Consider the following 19174-nt stretch of genomic DNA (forward strand, 5'->3'; position numbering starts at 1 on the left):
GACCACCACGCGCCGAACTCAGGCACGCCGACCCCGAGGCCGGACCGCCACACGCCGGCCCCGGACACCCCGACCACGGCGCCCGACCATCACCGCCCGGCCTCGGGCGCCCCCACCACGGCGCCCGACCATCACCCCACGGCGCCCGACCGCCACCCCGCGAGCGCTGCGGCGCCGGCGGCGTCGGGCGCACACGGTGCCGCGGCGCGCCCGGACGCGGTGTGGGAGGCGGCTACACCGGGTCCGGGAGCGCCGGTTGACGCCGCCGCGGTGGCCGGCGTGGCGGACGCGCTGCGCGGGGCCGCCCGGGTGCTCGTGATCGCCGGTGACGAGGTCGCCGCCGCGGACGCCCGGGCCGAACTGGCCGAACTGGCCCGGCGGCTCGGGGCGTGGGTGGCGGTCACCCCGGACGCCAAGGACGTCTTCGACAACCGCGACCCCCGTTTCGCGGGCGTGGCCGGTGTGATGGGTCACGCCAACGTCGCGGACTGCCTCGGGCGGGCCGACGTCTGCCTGCTGGCCGGCACCCGGCTGCCGCTGCTGGCGCGCGGCGGCCTGGACCGGGCGCTGTCCGGCACCCGGGTGGTCTGCCTGGGCTCCGAGCCGCCGTTCGTCGCGGCCACCACGGTGGACGGGGACCTGCGCCGGGCGCTGAGCGCGGTGACCGGCCGGCTTCCGCCCGGCGACCGCCCCAGCCCGGCGCACGCCGGCCCCCGTCCGACCCCGCCGCGGGGTCCGGTGGCCGCGACCGGTGGCCGGACCATCCCCTACGCCCAGGCGGTCTCCGCCGTGGCGGCGGCTCTCCCCGAGGACGCGCACGTCTTCGTGGACGCCGGCAACGCCGGTGCGAGCGCGATCCACCTGCTGCCCGCCCCTGCCCGCGGCCGCTTCGTCGTCGCCGTCGGCATGGGCGGCATGGGCTACACCTTCGGCGCCGGCATCGGGGCCGCCCTGGCCACCGGGCGGCGCACCTACGTCCTCGCCGGCGACGGGTCCTTCCTGATGCACGGGCTGGAGGTGCACACGGCCGTCCAGCACCGCGCGCCCGTGACCTTCGTGGTCTTCAACAACAACGCCCACGCGATGTGCGCCGTGCGCGAGGAGCTCTTCCAGGGCGGTGTCCGGGACGACGACCTGTTCACCCGCACCGGCCTGGCCGCCGGCGTCGCCGCCGCCTTCCCCTCCCTCGACGCCACGGCCGCCCGCGACGCCGCGGAGCTGCGCGAGGCGCTGCTGCGCGGCAACGCGGGCGCCGGGCCCGCGTTCGTCGAGCTCGAGTGCGAGCCGTGGGAGATCCCCCCGTTCCTTCCCTTCCGGTCCCTTTCCGTTCCCACCCCCCGAGCGCAAGGAGACGAAACATGAGCGAGCAGCCGTCCGCCCTGGCCGGCATCCCCGGTCTGATGCGGATCGAGGAGACGGGCAAGGAGGCGCTGGCCGCCCACTGCCTGGAGCTGACCCGGGCCGCCTACCCGCACGAACAGGTCCACGGCCGGTTCTGCACCGTCCACGCGCACATCGACTGCCCGCCGGAACAGGTCTACGACTACCTGCGCCAGGGCCACCACCTCGAGGAGTGGACCTGCAGCCTGCGCGACTTCGCTCCCTCCGGCACCCCCGGGGTGTGGGCCGGCCGCGACCTGCTGGAGGCGGACACCAGGATCTACTGCAAGGTGGTGGCCGACCCCGGCGCCCTCACCGTGGACTACCACTGCTCCTGGGACCAGGGCGAGAAGCTGTGGATGATCTACCTGATGCGCGTCGTCCCGGCCCGGCTGGTGCTGGACCGGCCCGGTTCGGTGGTCACCTGGACCAACTGCCGCCACCCCTACTACGACGCCAACCCGCGTCCCGAGCTGTCCCCCGACCCGGGCCGGCCCTGGGTGGGCGACTACTGGGACCTCTTCTACGCGGGGCACACCGTGGAGATGAACAACCTCAAGGCGATCCTGGAGCACCGTCACCGCAGCGGGCTGCCGGTGAGCGTGCCGCCGTCGAGGACGGTGACGCGGTGACCGCCGCGGTCGGCATCACGGACGTGGCGAGCTATCTGCCCGGCGAGCCCGTCCCCGCCGAGTTCTACACCGGCACCGCCGCCGCCGGGGACGAACTGCGCGGCCACCCCATGTTCAAGGTGCCGCGCTCACGGCACCACGTCGCCCCCGACGAGACCAACACCGACATGATCGAGCGGGCCGTGCGGCCCCTGATCGAACGGCACGGCAGGAAGGCGATCCGCGGCGTCGACGTCCTGCTGGTGCACAGCCAGCTGCCGGACCTCCCGTTCGTGGGCGCGGGCACCGAGGTGGCGCGGCGGCTCGGGCTCGCCCCCGAGTGGCTGGTCGACGTGGCCAACGCCGGCTGCGGCTCGTTCGTCCACATGCTGAAGCTGGCCCGGCAGATCATCGGCACCACCCGGGCGAGGAGCGCGCTGATCTGCAACGCGCAGAGCGCCGCCGGCCAGTGGTTCACCCAGTCGGAGGTGCGCCGGCTGGCCCAGGCCGCCGTCCCCGGCGACGGGTGCGGCGTGGCGTACGTGACGGAGTCGGCGCGGACCCCGGTGCTGGACGTGGAGGCACGGCACATCGCCGCCCACGCCGGGGACATGACGGTGGCGGTCGACGACGGCCGCAAGTACTGGGAGCCGGGCGAGTCGCAGGTGCGGATCGGGTTCACCGAGGCCGGCGTCGCGAAGGTGCTGGAGCGCGGCAACCGGCTGGTCCCGGAGGTGGTGACGGCGTTGTGCCGGCGGCTCGGCGTGAAGACCGGTGACATCGACGTCCTCATCACCAACCAGCCCAACCGGACCTTCCTGCGCAACTGGCGCGACGCTCTCGGGCTGCCGGCCGAGCGGCACCTGGACACCTTCGACCGGTGCGGCAACCTGTTCGGCGCGGCACTGCCCGTCACGCTGGACCACGCGGTGCGCGCGGGACGGGTCCGGGACGGCGACCTGGTGGTGCTGGCGGCGTTCGCGCACGCGGGCGACTTCGCCGGCGCCGCGGCCGTCCGCTGGCACGGCGGCGCGAGCGGGTGACCGGGAAGCGGCCGTCCCGGTGCGAGCGGGCACGGTGACGGCCGCCGCGTCGGGCGTCGGGCGCGGGGCGCGGGGCGCGGGGCGCGGGGCGCGGGGCGCGGGGCGCGGGGCGCCGGCTCAGGGTGCACCGAGGTGCCACACCGCCTCGAGGACGGCCTGCTGCCACTGCCATGCGACCCGGCCCGGCGCCAGGTGCCGCACCAGACGTCTGGCCCGGCCGTTGGCCGCCTGCACCGAGAAGGTGACGGCCGGCACGCCGGCGTCCGCGGCCCAGGCCGGCACCGCGGCCATCAGCCGGGTGCCGATGCCGCGGCCCTGATGGGCGTCCTCCACCAGCAGCGCGAGTTCGGCGGAGGGTGCGTCGGGGGTGTCACGCAGGAGTTGCAGACAGCCCACGACCGCGGGGCCCGCCGTCGCGACGAGCACCGCGCCCGGCCCGTCCCGCAGGGTCGCCCGCAGCGAGCCGGCGAGATCGCCGCGGCGGGTGCCGCCGTGCATACGGTCCTGGATGCTCTCGGCCGAGCAGCGGGCGACCATGCGCTCCAGCTCCTCGAGGTCGCCCGGGTGCGCCCGGCGCACGGTGACGGCCCCTTCTATGACGGCGGTCATAGCACCCAGGCTGCTTCATGACAGTCGTCATAGTCAAGGGACGGACAACCGCGCCGCCCCCGCGAGGTCGTGACCGTTGTGTGCCGATATGATGCAATTTGTGATCATTCCCGGTCGGCTGTGGCGTCGTCTCCCGTTCGAGGGTCGGCAGGAATCCACCGCCGTGCTGCCGCCGGTGATCCTCACGGTCGTGATCGTCGCGCTGGCGTTCTCCACGCCGCGCGAGATCGCCTTCAGCCGGCTGCTGCCCGCCGCCCCGGCCCTGGCCGCCGCGATGTGGCCCGTGCTGCCCACGATCGCGCTCGGCGCGTTCTGCCTGGTGGCCATGGTGGTGCTCAGCTTCTTCTACACCGATCTCGGCACGCCCTACACCGGCGCGGCGATCGTCACGGTCACCCTCGCCGCGGCGTACGCGAGCCATGTGCGCATCCAGCGGGAGCAGGCCCTGCTGCACGTCCGGCTCGTCGCCGACGCGGTGCAGAAGGTGCTGCTGCGCCCGCTCCCCACACGCATGTGCGAGATCGAGATCCAGTCGCTGTACCTGGCCGCGCAGGAACAGGCCCGGGTCGGCGGAGATTTCTACGAGGCGACCGACACGCCCTACGGAGTGCGGGTGCTCATCGGGGACGTACGGGGCAAGGGGCTGTCCGCCGTGGGCGCGGCCTCCTCGCTGATCAACTGTTTCCGGGAGGCCGCGCACGACGAGCCGGACCTGAGGAGCATCATCCACCGCCTGGAGACCAGCATCACCCGGCACTCCGCGATGTCCTCCGCCCCGGACCTGCCGGAGCACTTCGCCACCGCGCTGATCGCCGAGATCCCGCACGGCGGCGGCCATGTCCGGCTGCTCAGCTGCGGGCACCCCCCGCCACTGCTGATGCGGCAGGGAAAGGTCACCGTGCTGGAGGCGACCGCGCCCTCGGTGCCGCTGAACCTGTCGACACTCGTGAACGACCGCAGCTTCGTCGACACCGTGGATTTCATCGCCGGCGACCAGCTGCTTCTCTACACCGACGGGGTGACCGAGACCCGCGACCGCCACGGCGAGTTCTTCCCGCTCGACCAGTGGCTGCACCAGCAGTACCTGGAGCGACCCCGTGACCTGCTCGACCAGCTCCACCGGGACCTGCTGCACTACAGCCGGGGACGGCTCGACGACGACATCGCCGCCCTCGTCGTACGGCACACCGGCGACCCGGCGGCCGCCACGGCTCCGGCCGCCCCATCGCCATCGCCGTCGCCATCGTCACCGCCGTCGCCGTAGCGACTCGGGCACGGGCAGCCGGCCGTCAGCCGCCTTCGCCGGGCTCCGCGCCGTCGTCGGCGCGGGCCGACTCGTCCGCGCGGGCGGCTTCCTCCGTGCCGTCCGTGCGGGCGGACCCGTCCGAGCGGGCCGGGTGGCCGGTGCCTACGGGGGCGAGCCGTACGCAGCATTCGCCGGGCCGGGGGTCCAGCACCGCGTCGATTCCGCCCACCCCCAGACCGTCCAGGCAGCCGGCGAGGAAGGCGCGGTTCATCGCGCACACCAGCTCCGGCGCCCTGGCCGCCAGCGGATGGAAGGGGCAGTTGCGCAGGCGCAGCCCGGTGGGCGACTCCCGGAAGGGCTCGTAGCCCTGCTCGTCGAGCAGGCGCTCGCAGACGGTCAGCCCGCGTTCCGCGCCGAGGCGCCCCGGGCGCGCGCGGTCGCGCTCGGCCTCGCCCAGCTCCTGCCCGCGTCGCCGGGCGACCCGCACCGCCGCCTCCAGGGCGTTCTCGTCGCGCCCCTCGTCCAGGACGGCGTCGACGAGCAGACCGGCCAGGAGCTCGTGGCGCCGGTCGGGGATGTTCAGGGTGATCTGGGCGTCGGTGGCCTCGTAGACCTTGGGCTGCCGGCCGACCCTGCGGACGCCGTCGGGTGCCGCGTAGCGGGCGCGCAGCAGGCCGGCGTCGACGAGCTTGTCCAGGTGGAAGGCGGCGAGCTTGCGGGAGATGCCGACGCTCGCGGCCGCCTCGTCGCGGGTGACGGGCCGGCGCGCACGGCGGATGAAGGCGAACATCCTCCGCCGTGAGTCCTCGCCGAGGACGCTGACCGAGTCGATCACGGCGTCACCGGCGGGCTGGGGCTGGGTCATGTCGGGGGGCACTTCTTCACAGTAGCTCGCATCGGTATGGGAACGGCAGTGTTTCCGAGCCTGTCACCAGGGGCTCTTGACCGGTCGGAGAAATAAGACCAAGATTTGTTGGTGAAAAAGAGAGGAGGTCCGCTCATGGACACGTCCGCGCGGATCGTGGACCGGACCGCCGTACCGGGCACCCCCGCCACCCCCGTCGCCCCCGCCACCCCCGTCGCCCCCGCCGTCTCCGCGAGCCCCGCGGCCGCTCCGGCGCCCGCGCTGCGGGTGGTGCGCGACACCGGCGGCGTCGATCTCGCCGCCGCCGAGCAGGCCGCGGGCCGGTTCCTGGAGGCGCTCGGCGTGCGCACGGACTCCGAGAGCCTGCGCGGCACGCCCGGCCGGATGGCGCGCGCCTACGCCGAGCTGTTCAGCCCGCGCCCGTTCGACCTCACCACGTTCCCCAACGACGAGGGCTACGACGAACTCGTCCTGGCCCGCGGCATCCCGGTGCGCTCGGTGTGCGAGCACCATCTGCTGCCGTTCGTCGGCACCGCCCACGTCGGCTACCTCCCGGGGCGGCGCATCCTGGGCCTGTCCAAGCTGGCGCGCGTCGTGGAGTTCTTCGCGTGCCGCCCGCAGGTGCAGGAGCGCCTCACCAAGCAGGTCGCCGACTGGCTGCACAACCAGCTGGAGCCCAAGGGCGTCGGCGTCGTCATCGAGGCCGAGCACAGCTGCATGACGCTGCGCGGGGTCCAGGCGGGCGGCACCAGCACCCTGACCTCCACCCTGCTCGGCACGCTGCGCAGCGACGCCCGCTCCCGCGCCGAGTTCCTGGCCCTGACGGGCATGCCGCGCTGACCGCGCCCCGCGCCCCGCGCCCCGCGCCGGGCGCCGGGCGCGGGGGCGGGGCCGGGCGAGGGCGGATACGGCCGCGGTGGGGCGGGATGTCGGCCGCGGTGGGGGCGGGCGGTCGCCGGTCAGGCGAAGACGCGGGTGAGCGCGGCCAGCACCCCGACGTGCCCGGCCGGAGCGGTCCGGGCGGCGAGATGACCGTCCGGGCGGATCAGGAGGGCGGTCGCGCCCTCGGCGCCGTACGCGCGGCGGAACTCCCCGCCGCCGTCCCGGATCACCGGCGTCATCAGGTCCGAGGCGTCCACGTCCGGGGCGAGCAGGGCGTAGCAGACCAGTGCGCCCCGCGCCACGTTCCCCGCCTCGTCGGTGAGTTCGTCGAAGCCGTCCAACTGCTCCCGGGCGTCGGCGTAGAGCAGCAGTACGTGGTCGCGGCCGCGCAGCAGGTCGTACAGGCGCAGCGGGTGGGTGGTGATCCGGTCGCGCAGGCCGCCGCAGTCGGGGGCGCGGTCGCCGGCGGCGGGCCCGGGCCCGTCGGCCGAGGGCTCGACGACGGGGCTTCCCCGGTAGGAGACCAGCAGCTGCGCCTCCCCCAGTACCACCGTGGCGGCGTCCGTTTCCCCCTCCGACCCGTACCCGCGCGTCGCGTGCCGCACGGTGCGGCTCACCACCTCCTGCCCGACGGGCCGGCGCTCGGTGCCGTAGCTCTCCAGCAGCCGGGGCTGACCGATGCCCTGGACGGTGAGCGCCAGCTTCCAGGCCAGGTTGTGGGCGTCCTGGATGCCGGTGTTCATGCCCTGGGCGCCGGTGGGCGGGTGGATGTGCGCCGCGTCCCCGGCGACGAACACCCGGCCCTCGGCGTACCGGTCGACGATCCGGTGGCTGACGCGGTACACCGACGACCACCGCATCGTGGAGGCCGCGACCGGAACGGGCGACAGGCGCTTCAGGGCGGCCTCGATGTGCTCGGTCCGGGGCGCCTGCGGCATCTCGAAGCCGTGCTCCTCCTCTTCCGCCTGCCGCGTCCGGGCCGTCCCCGGCTCCTCGGCCCGCGGGCTCCGCAGCTCGGGGGGCACCCGCGTGGCCACGCGGTAGCGGCACGGGCCGGGCAGCGGGACGCAGACCAGCGAGTCGTCCACGGAGCCGTCCGCGGCGCGGTGCAGGGCGCGCACCACGTAGCCGGCCGGCAGGTCCCAGTCCAGCTCCACGTCGGCCAGCATGTACTCCTCGGGGAAGGCGCCGCCCTCGAAGGCGAGCCCCAGCCCCTTGCGCACGGTGCTGTGCGCGCCGTCGCAGCCGACCAGGAACTCCGACCGCACCTCGGTCAGTCCGCCGTCGGCGGTGCGCAGCACGCTGGTGACGCCGTCCGCGTCCTGGGTGAAGGAGACGAGTTCGGTCCCGCGCGCGACGGCCGCGCCGTGCTGGGCCAGCCGTTCCTCGAGGACGCGTTCGGTCTCGCACTGCGGCAGCGCGGCGAAGCCGTACGGCACTTCGGGCGGCAGCGCCAGCTCGACGTGCTGCTGCTGCGCTCCGTCGGCGTACACCAGTTGTCCGTGCACGGGGACCGCCGCGTCCAGGGCGGCCCGCACCACTCCCATCCGGTCCCAGATCTCCAGGGTCCTCGGCGTGATGCCCACGGCCCTGGAGTGGGGCAGACGTTCCGGCAGGCGGTCGACGACACGGCAGTCCACTCCGCGTCGCCGCAGTTCCAGGGCCGCGGTCAGGCCCACGGGGCCGGCTCCGGCGATCAGGACTTGGGTATGGGTCATGCGCGTCTCCCCACGAAGGCAGCGCGCGCAGACGGTCCCTGCCCGGTGGGATCGCGTCGATCGTCCGCGCGGCCCGGATCCGTTCCCCTCGATGGTCGCGCGCCGCGCGGACGGCCGCCACCGGACGCCGGGGCACCTCCGTACGACCGCCACCGAACGCCCGGACACCTCCGTACCCACCGGACGCCCGGACACCTCCGTACCCACCGGACGCCCGGACACCTCCGTACCCACCGGACGCCCGGACACCTCCGTACGACCGCCACCGAACGCCCGGACACCTCCGTACGACCGCCACCGAAGGCCCGGGTGCCTCGGTACGGCCGCCGGGGCGCCTTCGCCAGCCCTGCGCCCGGCCCCTGCGGCGCCCGCGCACGACTCGGCCGCCCCGCGCGGCGCCGGCGCCCGTCCATGGGCCCCGCCCGGCGAGCGGGCGGTCGCCAGGGGTGATCCGCAGGGGTCCGGCCTTCCCGTCCCCCCTCCTCGGCTCTCCGCACGCCGCACCCGGTCTCCGGCCCACGCCCCGGATGCGGATCCGCCCCCGGCCCACGTGGGCGAAGGCCGCGTCCCCCGTCCCTCCCCCGTGTTCCCCCGTCCCCGCCCGACTTCCACCGCCCTTGTCAGGCACGGGGATTGACGGCACGTCACCCCCACTGGTTCAGTGGCTCAGCCACTGAACCAGTGGGCCACCGTACGACCGGAGGAGGGATCGTGGAGGCGCTGCCCCGCGAGACGATCGTGGACGTCCTGGAGAGCCGGCTGCGCGAGGACATCCTCGACGGCCGTCACCCCGCGGGCAGTTACCTGCCCCCGGAGCGGCAGCTCGCCGACGGCTACGGGGTCACCCGCACCACCCTCAAGCACGCCTTCGGCCGGCTCGTCCAGGCCGGTCTGCTGGAGACCCGGCACGGCGTCGGCACCCGGGTGCGCGACTTCGCCCGCCTCGGCGGCGCCGACCTGCTGCCGATGCTGGTGCGCCACGATCCGCGCTGGATCCACGAGGTCTTCGAAGTACGGCGCGGCATCGGCGCGTTGATCGCCGAACGGGCCGCCGCGCGCGCCACCGCCGCCCAGCGCCGGGAGCTGGCCGCCGCACTGGAGGCCGTACGGGCGGCGCACACCCCCGACGCCGTGCAGCTGGCCGACGTCGAGGTGCACCGCGCCCTGGCCCGGGCCACCGGCAACCGCGTCTACGTGCTGCTCACCAACACCCTGTTCAACGCCTATCTGCCGGTGCGCGCCGCGCTGCGCGGACCGTTCACCGACGCCGGGGCCGCCCACCGCCGGCTGGCCCCCGTGGTCGACGCGGTGGGCTCGGGCGACACGGCCGCGGCGCGCCGGGCCGCGGACGCCTATCTGCGGGACACCGAGCGGATCATGCTGGAGGGACTGTCATGAGGGGCACCACGTTCAGCGAGACCCTGTTCGGCACCGTCCGGCTGGACGGCGACACGCGTGACCGGCGGATACGGCTGGACCTGCGCGCGGAGGCCGACGAGGTGCTCCGTCCGCACCGCACCACCCTGGCCCGCCTCAGCGGCCGGCTGCGCATCGCGGAGCTGGCCGACGACGCCGGCGTGGCGGGCGGGATGGAGATCTCGCCGCTCGCCCGCCGCCGTATCCGCTACCGCCTGTCGTTCACCGCCGGCGGCCGCACCCTGGCGCTCGACGGCTGGAAGTCGGTGACGCCCCGGCACCCGGTGGCCTCGATGACAGTGCTGCCGTTCGCGGTGCTGGAGGACGGGGCGCGCGTCGGCACCGGCACCCTGCGCTTCCCCGTGGCCACCGGTCTGGTCCCCTTCCTGCTCGGCTTCCGCTTCCCCCGGCGCGAGGAGCCCGGCCGCTACGCCGCGCCCCGCTGGGACGGCAGCCCCGGCCGCACGGAGGTCTGGTACACCACCCTCACCGACCCGGCCACCGGCACCGGTGTGTGGCTGCACCACGAACTGACCGTGCCCACCGACGGATCGGGGCCCACCGCCCACGGCTGGGTGGCGACGTTCCCCCGGGAGGGGAAGGTGCGCCACGCCCGGTTCGGGCCCGCCCCCTGGCCCCGGCCCGCAGGGGGATTCAGCGCCGCCGGGGTCACCGCGGCCGGCGGCCGGCTGACCGGGACGGCGGGCGACTTCCACTGGGACCTGGCCGAGGAGCCCCTGGACACACCGCTGTTCACCTTCCCGCGCTGGTCGTGGCGGCACGCCGTGCTGCCCGCGGCCCACCTGCTCCCCGCGGCCCGCGCCGCCTACCGCGGCACCCTCCACGACGGCGAGCGCACCCTCACCCTCGACGGCGCGCCCGGCGCCTCCGCGCGCATCCACGGCCACGGCAACGCGCGACGCTGGGCCTGGCTCCACGCCGACCTGGGCCGGGGCGACGTCCTGGAGATCGTCGCGGCCACCTCCACCCGCCCCGGTCTGCGCCGGCTGCCCCCGCTGGTGTTCCTGCGGCTCAGACACCGCGGCCGCACCTGGCCGCGGCGGCCGGAGCGGTCGGCGGCCGGACTGCTGGGCCTGGGCCGGTTCCGGGCCCGGATCGGCCTGCCGGTGTGGACCGTCACCGGCCGTACGGCGCTGCGGCGGATCCGGGTGGAGGTCACCCAGCACGCCGACCGCACCCTCGCGCTGGACTACCGCGACCCGGACGGCGCGGCGGCGGTGTGCCGCAACAGCGAGACCGCCGACGCCCGGGTCCTGCTGGAACGCTGGTGGGGCCGCTGGCGCACGGAGGCCGTGTGGACGCTGGCGGGCACGGCGCACGCGGAGGTGGGAGACCGGTGAGCGCCGAGGGACTCGTCGCCGCCCTGCTCGCCGACACCGGCCAGGAGGCGTGGGCCGCCCGCGTGCCCGGCCGGCTCGACGCCCTGCTCGCGGCGCTGCCCGGCCCGGTGCGGGCCGCCAATCGGGCGGGCGCCGCGGCCGTCGGGACGTACGCCGTGCTGCGCACCGGTCGCCGTCTCGCCGGGCTGACCCCCGACGAGCGGGAGGCGGTCCTCGCCTCGCTCGCGGGCCGGCCCCGGCTGCTGCCCCTGCTGGACCTGCTGAAGGTGCCGGTGCTGCTGGCGGCGGGCACCGAACGCACGGCGCCCGCCGCTGTCCCCGCACCGCCCGAGGACCCGCCGCTGGACTGCGTGCCCGCCGCCCACTGGCCCGCCCGGTGCACGGCGGACGCCGTCGTGGTCGGCTCCGGGGCCGGCGGAGCCGTCGCCGCCCGCGTCCTCGCCCGCGCCGGACTCGACGTGGTGATCCTCGAAGAGGGCGACCACCACTCCACCGCGTCCTTCGCCCGCCGTGCGCCCCTGGACCGCTTCACGGACCTGTACCGCGACGGCGGCGCGACCGCGGCCGTGGGCGCCCCTCCCCTGCTGCTGCCCGCCGGGCGCGCCGTGGGCGGCACCACGGTCGTCAACTCCGGTACCTGCTACCGCACTCCGCGGCAGGTCCTGGACCGCTGGAGCGGCCGGTTCGGGTTCCGCCTCGCCGACGGCCTCGACGCGCACCTCGACGAGGTGGAGGCGCTGCTGCGGGTGGCCCCCCAGCCGCTCGGCGTGCTCGGCCGCAATGGGCGGCTGGCGCTGGCCGGCGCGGAGCGGCTGGGCTGGCGGGCCGGGCCCCTGCGGCGCAACGCGCCGGGGTGCGCGGGGTCCTGCCAGTGCGTGGTCGGCTGCCCCACCGGCGCCAAGCAGAGCGTGCAGCTGTCCGTCCTGCCCGGCGCGTGCGCGGCGGGCGCCCGCATCGTGACCGGCGCACGGGTGCGCCGCGTGCTGGTGGACCGCGACCGGCCCGGGCCGCCCCGCGCGGCGGGCGTCGCCGTCGAACGGCCCGACGGCAGCGCGTTCGAGATCCTCAGCCCGCTCGTCGTCGTCGCCGCCGGCGCCCTGCAGACCCCGCCGCTGCTGCGCCGCTCCGGCCTCGGCGGGCATCCGCGGCTCGGCGCGAACCTCAGCGTGCACCCGGCCACCAGCGTCGCGGGCCGCTTCGCCGAGCCCGTCACGTCCTGGAGCGGCGTCCTGCAGAGCGTCGGCGTCGAGGAGCTGCGCGGCCGCGGCATCCTCATCGAGGCCACCGCGAGCCCGCCCGGCATGACGAGTTTCGTCCTGCCCGGTCTCGGCCGTTCGCTGCGCCGCGAACTGGAGGACGCCGGACGGCTGGCCGTCCTCGGCGCCATGATCGCGGACCGCCCGTCGGGCCGGGTCCTCGGCCGCGACCGCACCCTCGTCCGCTACGGCCTCCACCCGCGCGACGGCCACCGGCTGCTGAGGGCCGTGCGCGCCATGGGACAGGTGCTCTTCGCCGCCGGCGCGCAGGAGGTCCTCACCGGGATACCGGGCGCCCCGTACGCCGCCGGCCCCGGCGAACTGGACGCGCTGGTCGCCCGGACGACGGCGCGCCGGCTGCACCTGTCGGCGTTCCATCCCACCGGCACGGCCGCGGCGGGCGCCGATCCGCAGCGCGCCCCGGCCGACGAGGAGGGCCGGCTGCGGGGCGTCCGCGGGGTCCTGGTCGCGGACGGCTCGGTGCTGCCCTCCTGCCCGGAGGTCAACCCGCAGCTGAGCATCATGGCCGCGGCGTCCGCCGTCGCGCACACCGCCGTGGCGAGGGCCGGGCGGTGAGGCGCCGGGCGGACCCGGAGGGTCGTACCCGCAGGACCGGACCGGGGGGAGGGCCGGACCGCAGGAAGGGCCGGCCGCGGGTGCGCAGCTTCGGGTGCGCTCCCGGGTGCGCCCGGCCGCGACGAGCGGGGTGAGGCGCTGAACCCGGCGACGGTGCACGGAGTCAGGCGCTCAGCCCGGCGACGGTGAGGGGAGTCAGTCGCTGAGCCCGGCGGCGAGGGTCGCGCCCAGTTCCCAGCAGGCCTCGGTGGCGGTCCGGTCCGGTTCGCCGGTCACCGTCACCGGGTCCGCCGCCCGTCGCCAGCCCAGTCCGGTCGTGATCGACTCGATGGCGCGTACGGCCCCGGTGACGTCGTTGCCGCCGTGCACGTAGAAGCCGAAGGGCCGGCCGCGCGTGCTGTCCAGGCACGGGTAGTAGATCTGGTCGAAGAAGTGCTTGAGCGCGCCGGACATGTAGCCGAGGTTCGCCGGGGTGCCGAGCAGCAGGCCGTCGGCGGACAGCACGTCGGACGCGGTCGCGGCGAGGGCCGCCCGCCGCACCAGCCGCACACCCTCGATCTCGGGGGCCGTCGCGCCGGCGACGACGGACTCGAACAGCGTCTGGCAGTTCGGCGACGGCGTGTGGTGGACGATCAGCAAGGTTGTCACCTCCCGACCGTACCCGCCGGGCCGCCGGCACCGGGCGGCGGCCGGTGCCGGCGGTGTCGCCCGCGGCGGACGGCCCGCGCCCGGCCGCCGCGGGCACACGGCGGGTGCCCCGCCCGCCGGGCGCGGTCAGGACAGCGGGCCGCCGCCGAGCTGCTCGAAGCGCTGCTGGACATTGGCGGCGAACGCCTGCGACTCCGCACCGCCGTACCCCTGGCCGGTGGTGTTCATCGCGACCGTGAGGACGCCCTTGTACGGCGCGCTCGGCGAGGTGCGCACCGGAGTGCACAGGAAGCTGAAGTCCTGCGGCGTGGCCGAGTCGTACGTCCTCAGCGACACACCGGGCAGCGTGGTGGTCCGGCCCCGGCGCAGCGCGTCGTCCATCGCGTTGAACACGCCGATCCGGTCGAGGCCGGGCAGCACCTGCCGGGCCGGGCTGAACTGCGGGACCATGCCGAAGGCCTGGCCCTGCTTGCCGTTGGCGTAGCGCAGCAGGTGCTCGGGGCCCTCGGTGAGCATGATGGGGAACGGCGCCCCGTCGAAGACGGCGAACAGCTCCTGCTGCTGGGCGAGCAGGCTGTCGCGCAGCTTGAACTCGGACAGCAGGGTTTCGGACAGTTCCTGCATGCCCTGGCGGATGCCGGCGTCCCAGTTGCGCGGCTGGAAGTCGGCCACGCACACCGTGCCGAGGATCATGCCGGTGTTGTCGCGCAGCGGGGTGCCCAGGTAGGAGCGCACGCCCAGGTCGTTGACCAGGGGGTTGCCCTTGAAGCGCGGGTAGTCGAAGACGTCGTCGAGGGCGAGCTGGGACTGCTGGGCCACCACATGGGGGCAGAAGCCGTAGTCGCCGGGGGCCTCGCGGGCCAGGTTGCTCAGGTCGAACGGTATGCCGCCGCCGTCGGCGTCGACCCCCTCCTCGGGGGAGGAGGCGGGCACGTACATGCCGCGGAACATCTGCCGCTCGTCGTTGATGAAGTTGACCATGGCCAGCGGAGACTGGGTGAAACTGGCCGCCAGGCGCGCCACACGGTCGAAAGTGGCCTCCGCCTCCGCCGCGTTGAGGCCGAGAACCGTCAGTCGCCGGGTCCGCTGCTCGCCGGCGCGACGGTGTTCTTCGGGTGACAGGGAATCCATGGGATTAGATGAAAGCAGAGATCCGGGCGGGGTGGATCACCTCTCCAGGTCATTCCCGTATCCGGTCCCCCACTGTTAACACCCGTGAGGCGTGCGGGACTTGATCCGTCACGTCAGCGGCGGCCGGCCTCCCGCGAGGCTCCGGCACGGCCCGCACCTGGCCATTCGGGGAGTCTGTCCAAATTTTTCGATGTTTCAACCATCGGCGATCACTTCCCGTCATTCTCGGGGCGCCCGTCGAACCGAAACGATTTTGCACCCGACAATCATTCGGTGGACTTGTGGTCGACACCGACCGAAGTGCCCGACGTGACAACAGGTGTTCGAATTTGCGTTCGGATTTGGGGTGGTGAGGCGGGTGCACGGTCCGCGGTCCGGGCCCGGCGAGGGGGAGCGTCGAGACCGCCGGCTTCCGTCCCACCGGTCGGTTTTAGGCCAGGGTTCAGGCCTTCTGCCGTGACCGTCCGACCCCGCCGCAACCGTCGCTCGTTGGCCTGATGACGACGACGGACGCACGGGGCGCGGCCGGCCGGGCGCATCGCGCGGCACCGCGACGCCCGGCCAAGGAGAGCCGGCCGGCCACCGCTTCCTCCACAGCGCCCGCGGCGCGCCCCCCGGGGGCCGCCGCGTGCCCGAGGGCTGTGCGGAGTCGCGCCGGAGCAGGGTCAACTACTCCCAGACGTAGGGACAGTGGCGACGTATGGAACGGAGTTCTCTCATGAACAGGCCCGATGTGGATGCCCGGTCGGTGGCGGTGATCGGCATGGCCTGCCGCCTGCCCGGCGCATCGGGGCCCGACGAGCTGTGGGCCCTGCTGCGCGAGGGGGGCGAGGCCATCAGCGAGACACCCCGCGACCGCTACGACGTGGACGCGCTCCACTCCCCCGCGCCCGGGCCGGGCCGGGTGGCGGGCCGGCGGGCCGGATACGTCGACGGCGTCGCCGACTTCGACGCCGCCTTCTTCGGGATGTCCCCCACCGAGGCCGCCGAACTCGACCCGCAGCAACGGCTGTTGCTGATGACCGCCTGGGACGCGCTGGAGGACGCCGGCCAGCGCCCCGACCTGCTCGCGGGCAGCCGCAGCGCGGTGTTCGTCGGCAACGCCCGCGCCGACTTCCTGGAGACGGCCCTGCGGCGCGGACCCGGGTCGGCGACGGCCGCCCAGCTCAACAACTTCCGGTCGCTGCTGTCCGCCCGCCTGTCCCACTTCTTCGACTTCCGCGGCCCCAGCGTCGTCGTCGACACCGCCTGCTCCTCCTCGCTGGTGGCCGTGCACCAGGCCGTGCAGAGTCTGCGCGCGGGCGAGAGCCCGCTGGCGCTGGCGGCCGGGGTGAACCTCGCGCTGCGCCCGGACGAGGGCCTGGTCCTCACCCACGCCGGGGCCATGGCCCGCGACGGGCGCAGCAAGTTCGGCGACGCCGGCGCGGACGGCTACGCCCCCAGCGACGCCGTCGCCGTCGTGGTGCTCAAGCGGCTGCCGGACGCGCTGGCCGACGGCGACCGGATCCGCGCGGTGATACGGGGCAGTGCGATCGGCAACGACGGCCGCACCAGCGACTCGGTGCTCAACCCGTCGCTGGAGGGCCAGCGCGAGGTGCTGCGCTGGGCGTACGAGGACGCCGGGGTGGACCCCGCCGAGGTGGACTTCGTGGAGGCGCACGGCTCCGGCTCACCCGTGCTCGACCCGCTGGAACTCAGCGCGCTCGGCGAGGTGCTGGGCGCGGGACGGCCCGCGGACCGGCCGCTGCTGGTCGGCTCGGTCAAGACCAACATCGGTCACGCGGAGGCCGCCGGAGGGCTCGCCGGGCTGATCAAGGCGGTGCTGTGCCTGGAACACGGCGAGGTGCCGGCCAGCCTGCACCTGGACACCCCGCATCCGGGCGTCGACTGGGACGGGCTGCCGCTGGCGGTCCCGGCCGAGCCGCGGCGGCTGCCCGACCGGGGGCGGCCCGCCGTCGCCGGAGTGGGCGGGCAGGGCGCCTCGGCCCTCAACGCGCACGTGGTGCTCCGCCAGGCCGAGACCCGGCCCAGCCCACCGCCCCCGCCGCGGCCGGACGGCGCCCCGTACGTCCTCCCGCTGTCCGCGCACACCCCGGCCGCCCTGGAGGCGCTGGCCCGGTCCTACGCCGCCTATCTGAGCCCCGGCGGCGCGGGGACGGCGTACGCCGTGCGCGACATCTGCCGCACGGCCGCCACCCGGCGCAGCCACCACGCGCACCGCACGGCCGTGGTCGGCCGCACCCACGAGGAACTGGCCGCGGCGCTCACCGGGGCGCCCGCGGTGGGCGGGCGGCCCCTGACGGCCGTGGCCGACCGCTACCGGCGGGGCGAGGACGTGGACTGGGAGAGGGTGTTCGGCGCGCCCGGCCGCTGTGTGCCGCTGCCCGCCTACCCGTGGCAGACCGCGCGGTACTGGCCCGGCGAGGAGTACGAAGACCCCGACGGCACCGGCGACCTGGCCGCGTGGGTGCTGCGCGAGCACGCGCGCACCGGCTTCGACGACGGCTCCACGCTCACCGACATCGGCATCGACTCGCTCGCCAAGCTGCGGATCGTCGTCGAACTGGTCAAGCGGTGCGACCGCGAGGTCGACCCGGAGGAGTTCGGCCGGCTGCGCACGGTCGGCGAGCTGAAGCAGTGGACGCGCTCCCTGCAGGCGGCGGCCCGATGAGCGGTCCGCGCACCCTGTACGACTGGTTCGCCCGCTCCGCCGCCGCGTACCCGGGCGAACCGGCCCTGGAGGTGGACGGGGCCCGGCTGGCCTACGGCGAACTGCGCGATCTCGCCGAACGGCTCGCCGCCCGTCTGGTCGAGGCGGCCGGCGGCGGACCGCCGCGCCGGGTCGGGCTGCTCGCGGCACGGTCGGTGACCGCGTACGCCGGCTACCTCGCCGTCCTGCGGGCCGGGGCCGCCGTCGTGCCGCTCAGCCCCGAGCACCCCGCGGCCCGTACCGCCGGGATCGTCGCGGCGGCCGGCTGCGACCTGGTCCTGGCCGGCACCGCCCAGGACGCCGAGGCCCTGACGGCCCCGGGCGTGCCCGTCCTGGTCGCCGGCCCCGAGGAGCCGGCGGGCCCGCGGCGGGCCTCCGCGCCCGGCGTGCCCGCCGGGCGGCCGGGCCCGGACGACCTCGCCTACCTGATCTTCACCTCGGGCTCGACCGGCGCGCCCAAGGGCGTGCCGATCGCGCACCGCAACATCTGCGCCTATCTCGAACGGGTCGCGGGCCGGTACGGCGTCGGGCCGGGCGCGCGGATGTCGCAGTCCTTCGAGCTGACCTTCGACGGGTCCGTGCACGACCTGTTCGTCGCCTGGGCGGGCGGCGGCACCCTGGTCGTCCCCGCGCGCGGCCAGCTGCTGTCCCCGGTGAAGACCGTCAACAGCCTCGGTCTGACGCACTGGTTCTCGGTGCCGTCGCTGATCTCGTTCGCCTCCCGTCTGGGCACCCTGAAGCCGGGCAGCATGCCGACGCTGCGCTGGAGCGTCTTCGGCGGCGAGCCGCTCACCCTGGAGGCCGCCCGCGAGTGGCGCGAGGCGGCGCCGGACAGCCGTCTGGAGGTGCTGTACGGCCCGACCGAACTGACCATCTCCTGCACCGCGTTCCGGTTCCCCGACGGCATGGCCGGCTGGCCGGAGACGCCCAACGGCACGGCCCCGATCGGCGTCTGCCACCCGGGCCTGGACATGCTGCTGCTGGACGACGAGGGACGGCCCGCCGACACCGGCGAGCTGTGCGTGCGCGGACCGCTGCGCTTTTCCGGCTATCTGGACCCGGTCCACAACGCGGGCCGGTTCCTCACCGAGGACCTGCGGCCGGCCGGTGACGGCCCGCTGTCCGAACGGCACTGGTACCGCACCGGCGACCGGGTGGCCGTACGGGAGGGCCGGCTGGTCCATCTCGGGCGCACCGACCACCAGGTGAAGATCCGCGGCCACCGCGTCGAACTCGGCGAGATCGAGGCGGAGCTGCGGCGGCAGCCCGGGGTGCGCGACGCGATCGTCGTCACGGTGCCGGCGGCCGACGGCGAGCCCGAACTCCAGGCCGCGGTCAGCGGATCGGCCTGCGTGCCCGACCGGCTGTACACGGCGCTGGGCGACCGGCTGCCGCCGTACATGATGCCCCGGCGGATCGCCGTCCTGGAGCGGCTGCCGCTGAACGCCAATGGCAAGATCGACCGCAGGGCGCTGCTCGGCGAACTCGGCGGCGTGCGTTGACCGTTCGGCGCGCGCCGGTCCTTCGGCGTCCGCCGGTCCTTCGGCGGGCGCCGGCCGTTCGGCGGGCGCCGGCCCTTCGGCGTCCGCCGGCCCTTCGGCGCGCGCCGGCCGTTCGGCGGGCGCCGGCCCTTCGGCGGGCGCCGGCCGCTCGGCGCCCGTGCCGCGGGTGCCGAGCGGCCGCCGCCCGCTTCCGTCCCCGATCCCCTCGAACCCCGACGTC

The 19174-nt window shown here is 75.4% G+C and carries 15 protein-coding genes; 10 read left to right on the plus strand and 5 right to left on the minus strand.

From position 1 onward, the window contains the following. Positions 1 to 279: 279 nt before the first annotated feature. From ACI2LW_RS23935 to ACI2LW_RS23945, 3 genes are read left to right on the plus strand one after another with little or no spacing between them, the layout of a single operon-like run. The gene (locus ACI2LW_RS23935) at positions 280 to 1362 is read left to right on the plus strand and encodes a thiamine pyrophosphate-dependent enzyme (RefSeq protein WP_404733270.1); all 1083 of its coding nucleotides are present in this window, start codon (positions 280 to 282) and stop codon (positions 1360 to 1362) included. Then, positions 1359 to 2012: an SRPBCC family protein gene (locus ACI2LW_RS23940; protein WP_404733271.1), complete on the plus strand. Its 654-nt coding sequence runs from the start codon at positions 1359 to 1361 to the stop codon at positions 2010 to 2012. Before ACI2LW_RS23935 ends, ACI2LW_RS23940 begins: the two co-directional genes overlap by 4 nt. After that, on the plus strand, positions 2009 to 3034 hold the full coding sequence (locus ACI2LW_RS23945) for a 3-oxoacyl-ACP synthase III family protein (protein ID WP_404733272.1): 1026 nt from the start codon (positions 2009 to 2011) through the stop codon (positions 3032 to 3034). The genes ACI2LW_RS23940 and ACI2LW_RS23945 overlap by 4 nt, the downstream gene beginning before the upstream one ends. Positions 3035 to 3151: 117 nt before the next feature. On the opposite strand, the gene ACI2LW_RS23950 is transcribed toward ACI2LW_RS23945, so the two are convergent. Next, positions 3152 to 3643 (minus strand): GNAT family N-acetyltransferase, encoded by a 492-nt coding sequence (locus ACI2LW_RS23950; protein ID WP_404733273.1) that lies wholly within the window; start codon positions 3641 to 3643, stop codon positions 3152 to 3154. A gap of 100 nt (positions 3644 to 3743) precedes the next feature. On the opposite strand from ACI2LW_RS23950, the gene ACI2LW_RS23955 reads away from it, so the two are divergent. Next, positions 3744 to 4907 (plus strand): PP2C family protein-serine/threonine phosphatase, encoded by a 1164-nt coding sequence (locus ACI2LW_RS23955; RefSeq protein WP_404733274.1) that lies wholly within the window; start codon positions 3744 to 3746, stop codon positions 4905 to 4907. Positions 4908 to 4932: 25 nt separating this feature from the next. On the opposite strand, the gene ACI2LW_RS23960 is transcribed toward ACI2LW_RS23955, so the two are convergent. Beyond that, on the minus strand, positions 4933 to 5754 hold the full coding sequence (locus ACI2LW_RS23960; RefSeq protein ID WP_404733275.1) for a helix-turn-helix transcriptional regulator: 822 nt from the start codon (positions 5752 to 5754) through the stop codon (positions 4933 to 4935). Positions 5755 to 5889: 135 nt separating this feature from the next. Between ACI2LW_RS23960 and folE the strand changes: the two genes are divergently transcribed. Beyond that, a complete protein-coding gene (folE, locus tag ACI2LW_RS23965; RefSeq protein WP_404733276.1) occupies positions 5890 to 6594 on the plus strand; it encodes a GTP cyclohydrolase I FolE in 705 nt (234 codons plus the stop codon). A gap of 119 nt (positions 6595 to 6713) precedes the next feature. Here folE and ACI2LW_RS23970 read toward each other — a convergent pair whose 3' ends face one another. After that, positions 6714 to 8354, minus strand: coding sequence for an FAD-dependent monooxygenase (locus tag ACI2LW_RS23970; protein WP_404733277.1), 1641 nt, complete (start codon positions 8352 to 8354; stop codon positions 6714 to 6716). A 711-nt stretch (positions 8355 to 9065) separates the two neighbouring features. Between ACI2LW_RS23970 and ACI2LW_RS23975 the strand changes: the two genes are divergently transcribed. The 3 genes from ACI2LW_RS23975 to ACI2LW_RS23985 are packed head-to-tail and all read left to right on the plus strand — an operon-like array spanning position 9066 to position 12963. Continuing rightward, entirely contained in the window at positions 9066 to 9752 is a 687-nt protein-coding gene (locus tag ACI2LW_RS23975) for a FadR/GntR family transcriptional regulator (protein ID WP_404733278.1), read from the plus strand. Beyond that, complete coding sequence (locus ACI2LW_RS23980) at positions 9749 to 11131, plus strand: hypothetical protein (RefSeq protein ID WP_404733279.1); 1383 nt, start codon at positions 9749 to 9751, stop codon at positions 11129 to 11131. Before ACI2LW_RS23975 ends, ACI2LW_RS23980 begins: the two co-directional genes overlap by 4 nt. Next, positions 11128 to 12963 carry a GMC family oxidoreductase N-terminal domain-containing protein gene (locus ACI2LW_RS23985; protein WP_404733280.1) on the plus strand — a complete coding sequence of 612 codons (1836 nt, stop codon included), beginning with the start codon at positions 11128 to 11130 and terminating at the stop codon, positions 12961 to 12963. Before ACI2LW_RS23980 ends, ACI2LW_RS23985 begins: the two co-directional genes overlap by 4 nt. 195 nt (positions 12964 to 13158) lie before the next feature. On the opposite strand, the gene ACI2LW_RS23990 is transcribed toward ACI2LW_RS23985, so the two are convergent. Together ACI2LW_RS23990 and ACI2LW_RS23995 are read right to left on the minus strand one after the other, a co-directional pair. Next, on the minus strand, positions 13159 to 13611 hold the full coding sequence (locus ACI2LW_RS23990) for a flavodoxin family protein (RefSeq protein ID WP_404733281.1): 453 nt from the start codon (positions 13609 to 13611) through the stop codon (positions 13159 to 13161). A 126-nt stretch (positions 13612 to 13737) separates the two neighbouring features. Beyond that, positions 13738 to 14742, minus strand: a complete 1005-nt coding sequence (locus tag ACI2LW_RS23995; protein ID WP_404733282.1) for a GAF domain-containing protein — start codon at positions 14740 to 14742, stop codon at positions 13738 to 13740. Between the two features lie 718 nt (positions 14743 to 15460). Between ACI2LW_RS23995 and ACI2LW_RS24000 the strand changes: the two genes are divergently transcribed. After that, on the plus strand, positions 15461 to 17413 hold the full coding sequence (locus ACI2LW_RS24000; RefSeq protein ID WP_404733283.1) for a beta-ketoacyl synthase N-terminal-like domain-containing protein: 1953 nt from the start codon (positions 15461 to 15463) through the stop codon (positions 17411 to 17413). After that, the gene (locus tag ACI2LW_RS24005; protein ID WP_404733284.1) at positions 17410 to 18954 is read left to right on the plus strand and encodes an amino acid adenylation domain-containing protein; all 1545 of its coding nucleotides are present in this window, start codon (positions 17410 to 17412) and stop codon (positions 18952 to 18954) included. The genes ACI2LW_RS24000 and ACI2LW_RS24005 overlap by 4 nt, the downstream gene beginning before the upstream one ends. The last annotated feature ends 220 nt before the right edge of the window (positions 18955 to 19174 follow it).

This window comes from Streptomyces sp. NPDC004065 (genome assembly GCF_044903565.1).
In the GTDB taxonomy this organism is placed as follows: domain Bacteria; phylum Actinomycetota; class Actinomycetes; order Streptomycetales; family Streptomycetaceae; genus Streptomyces.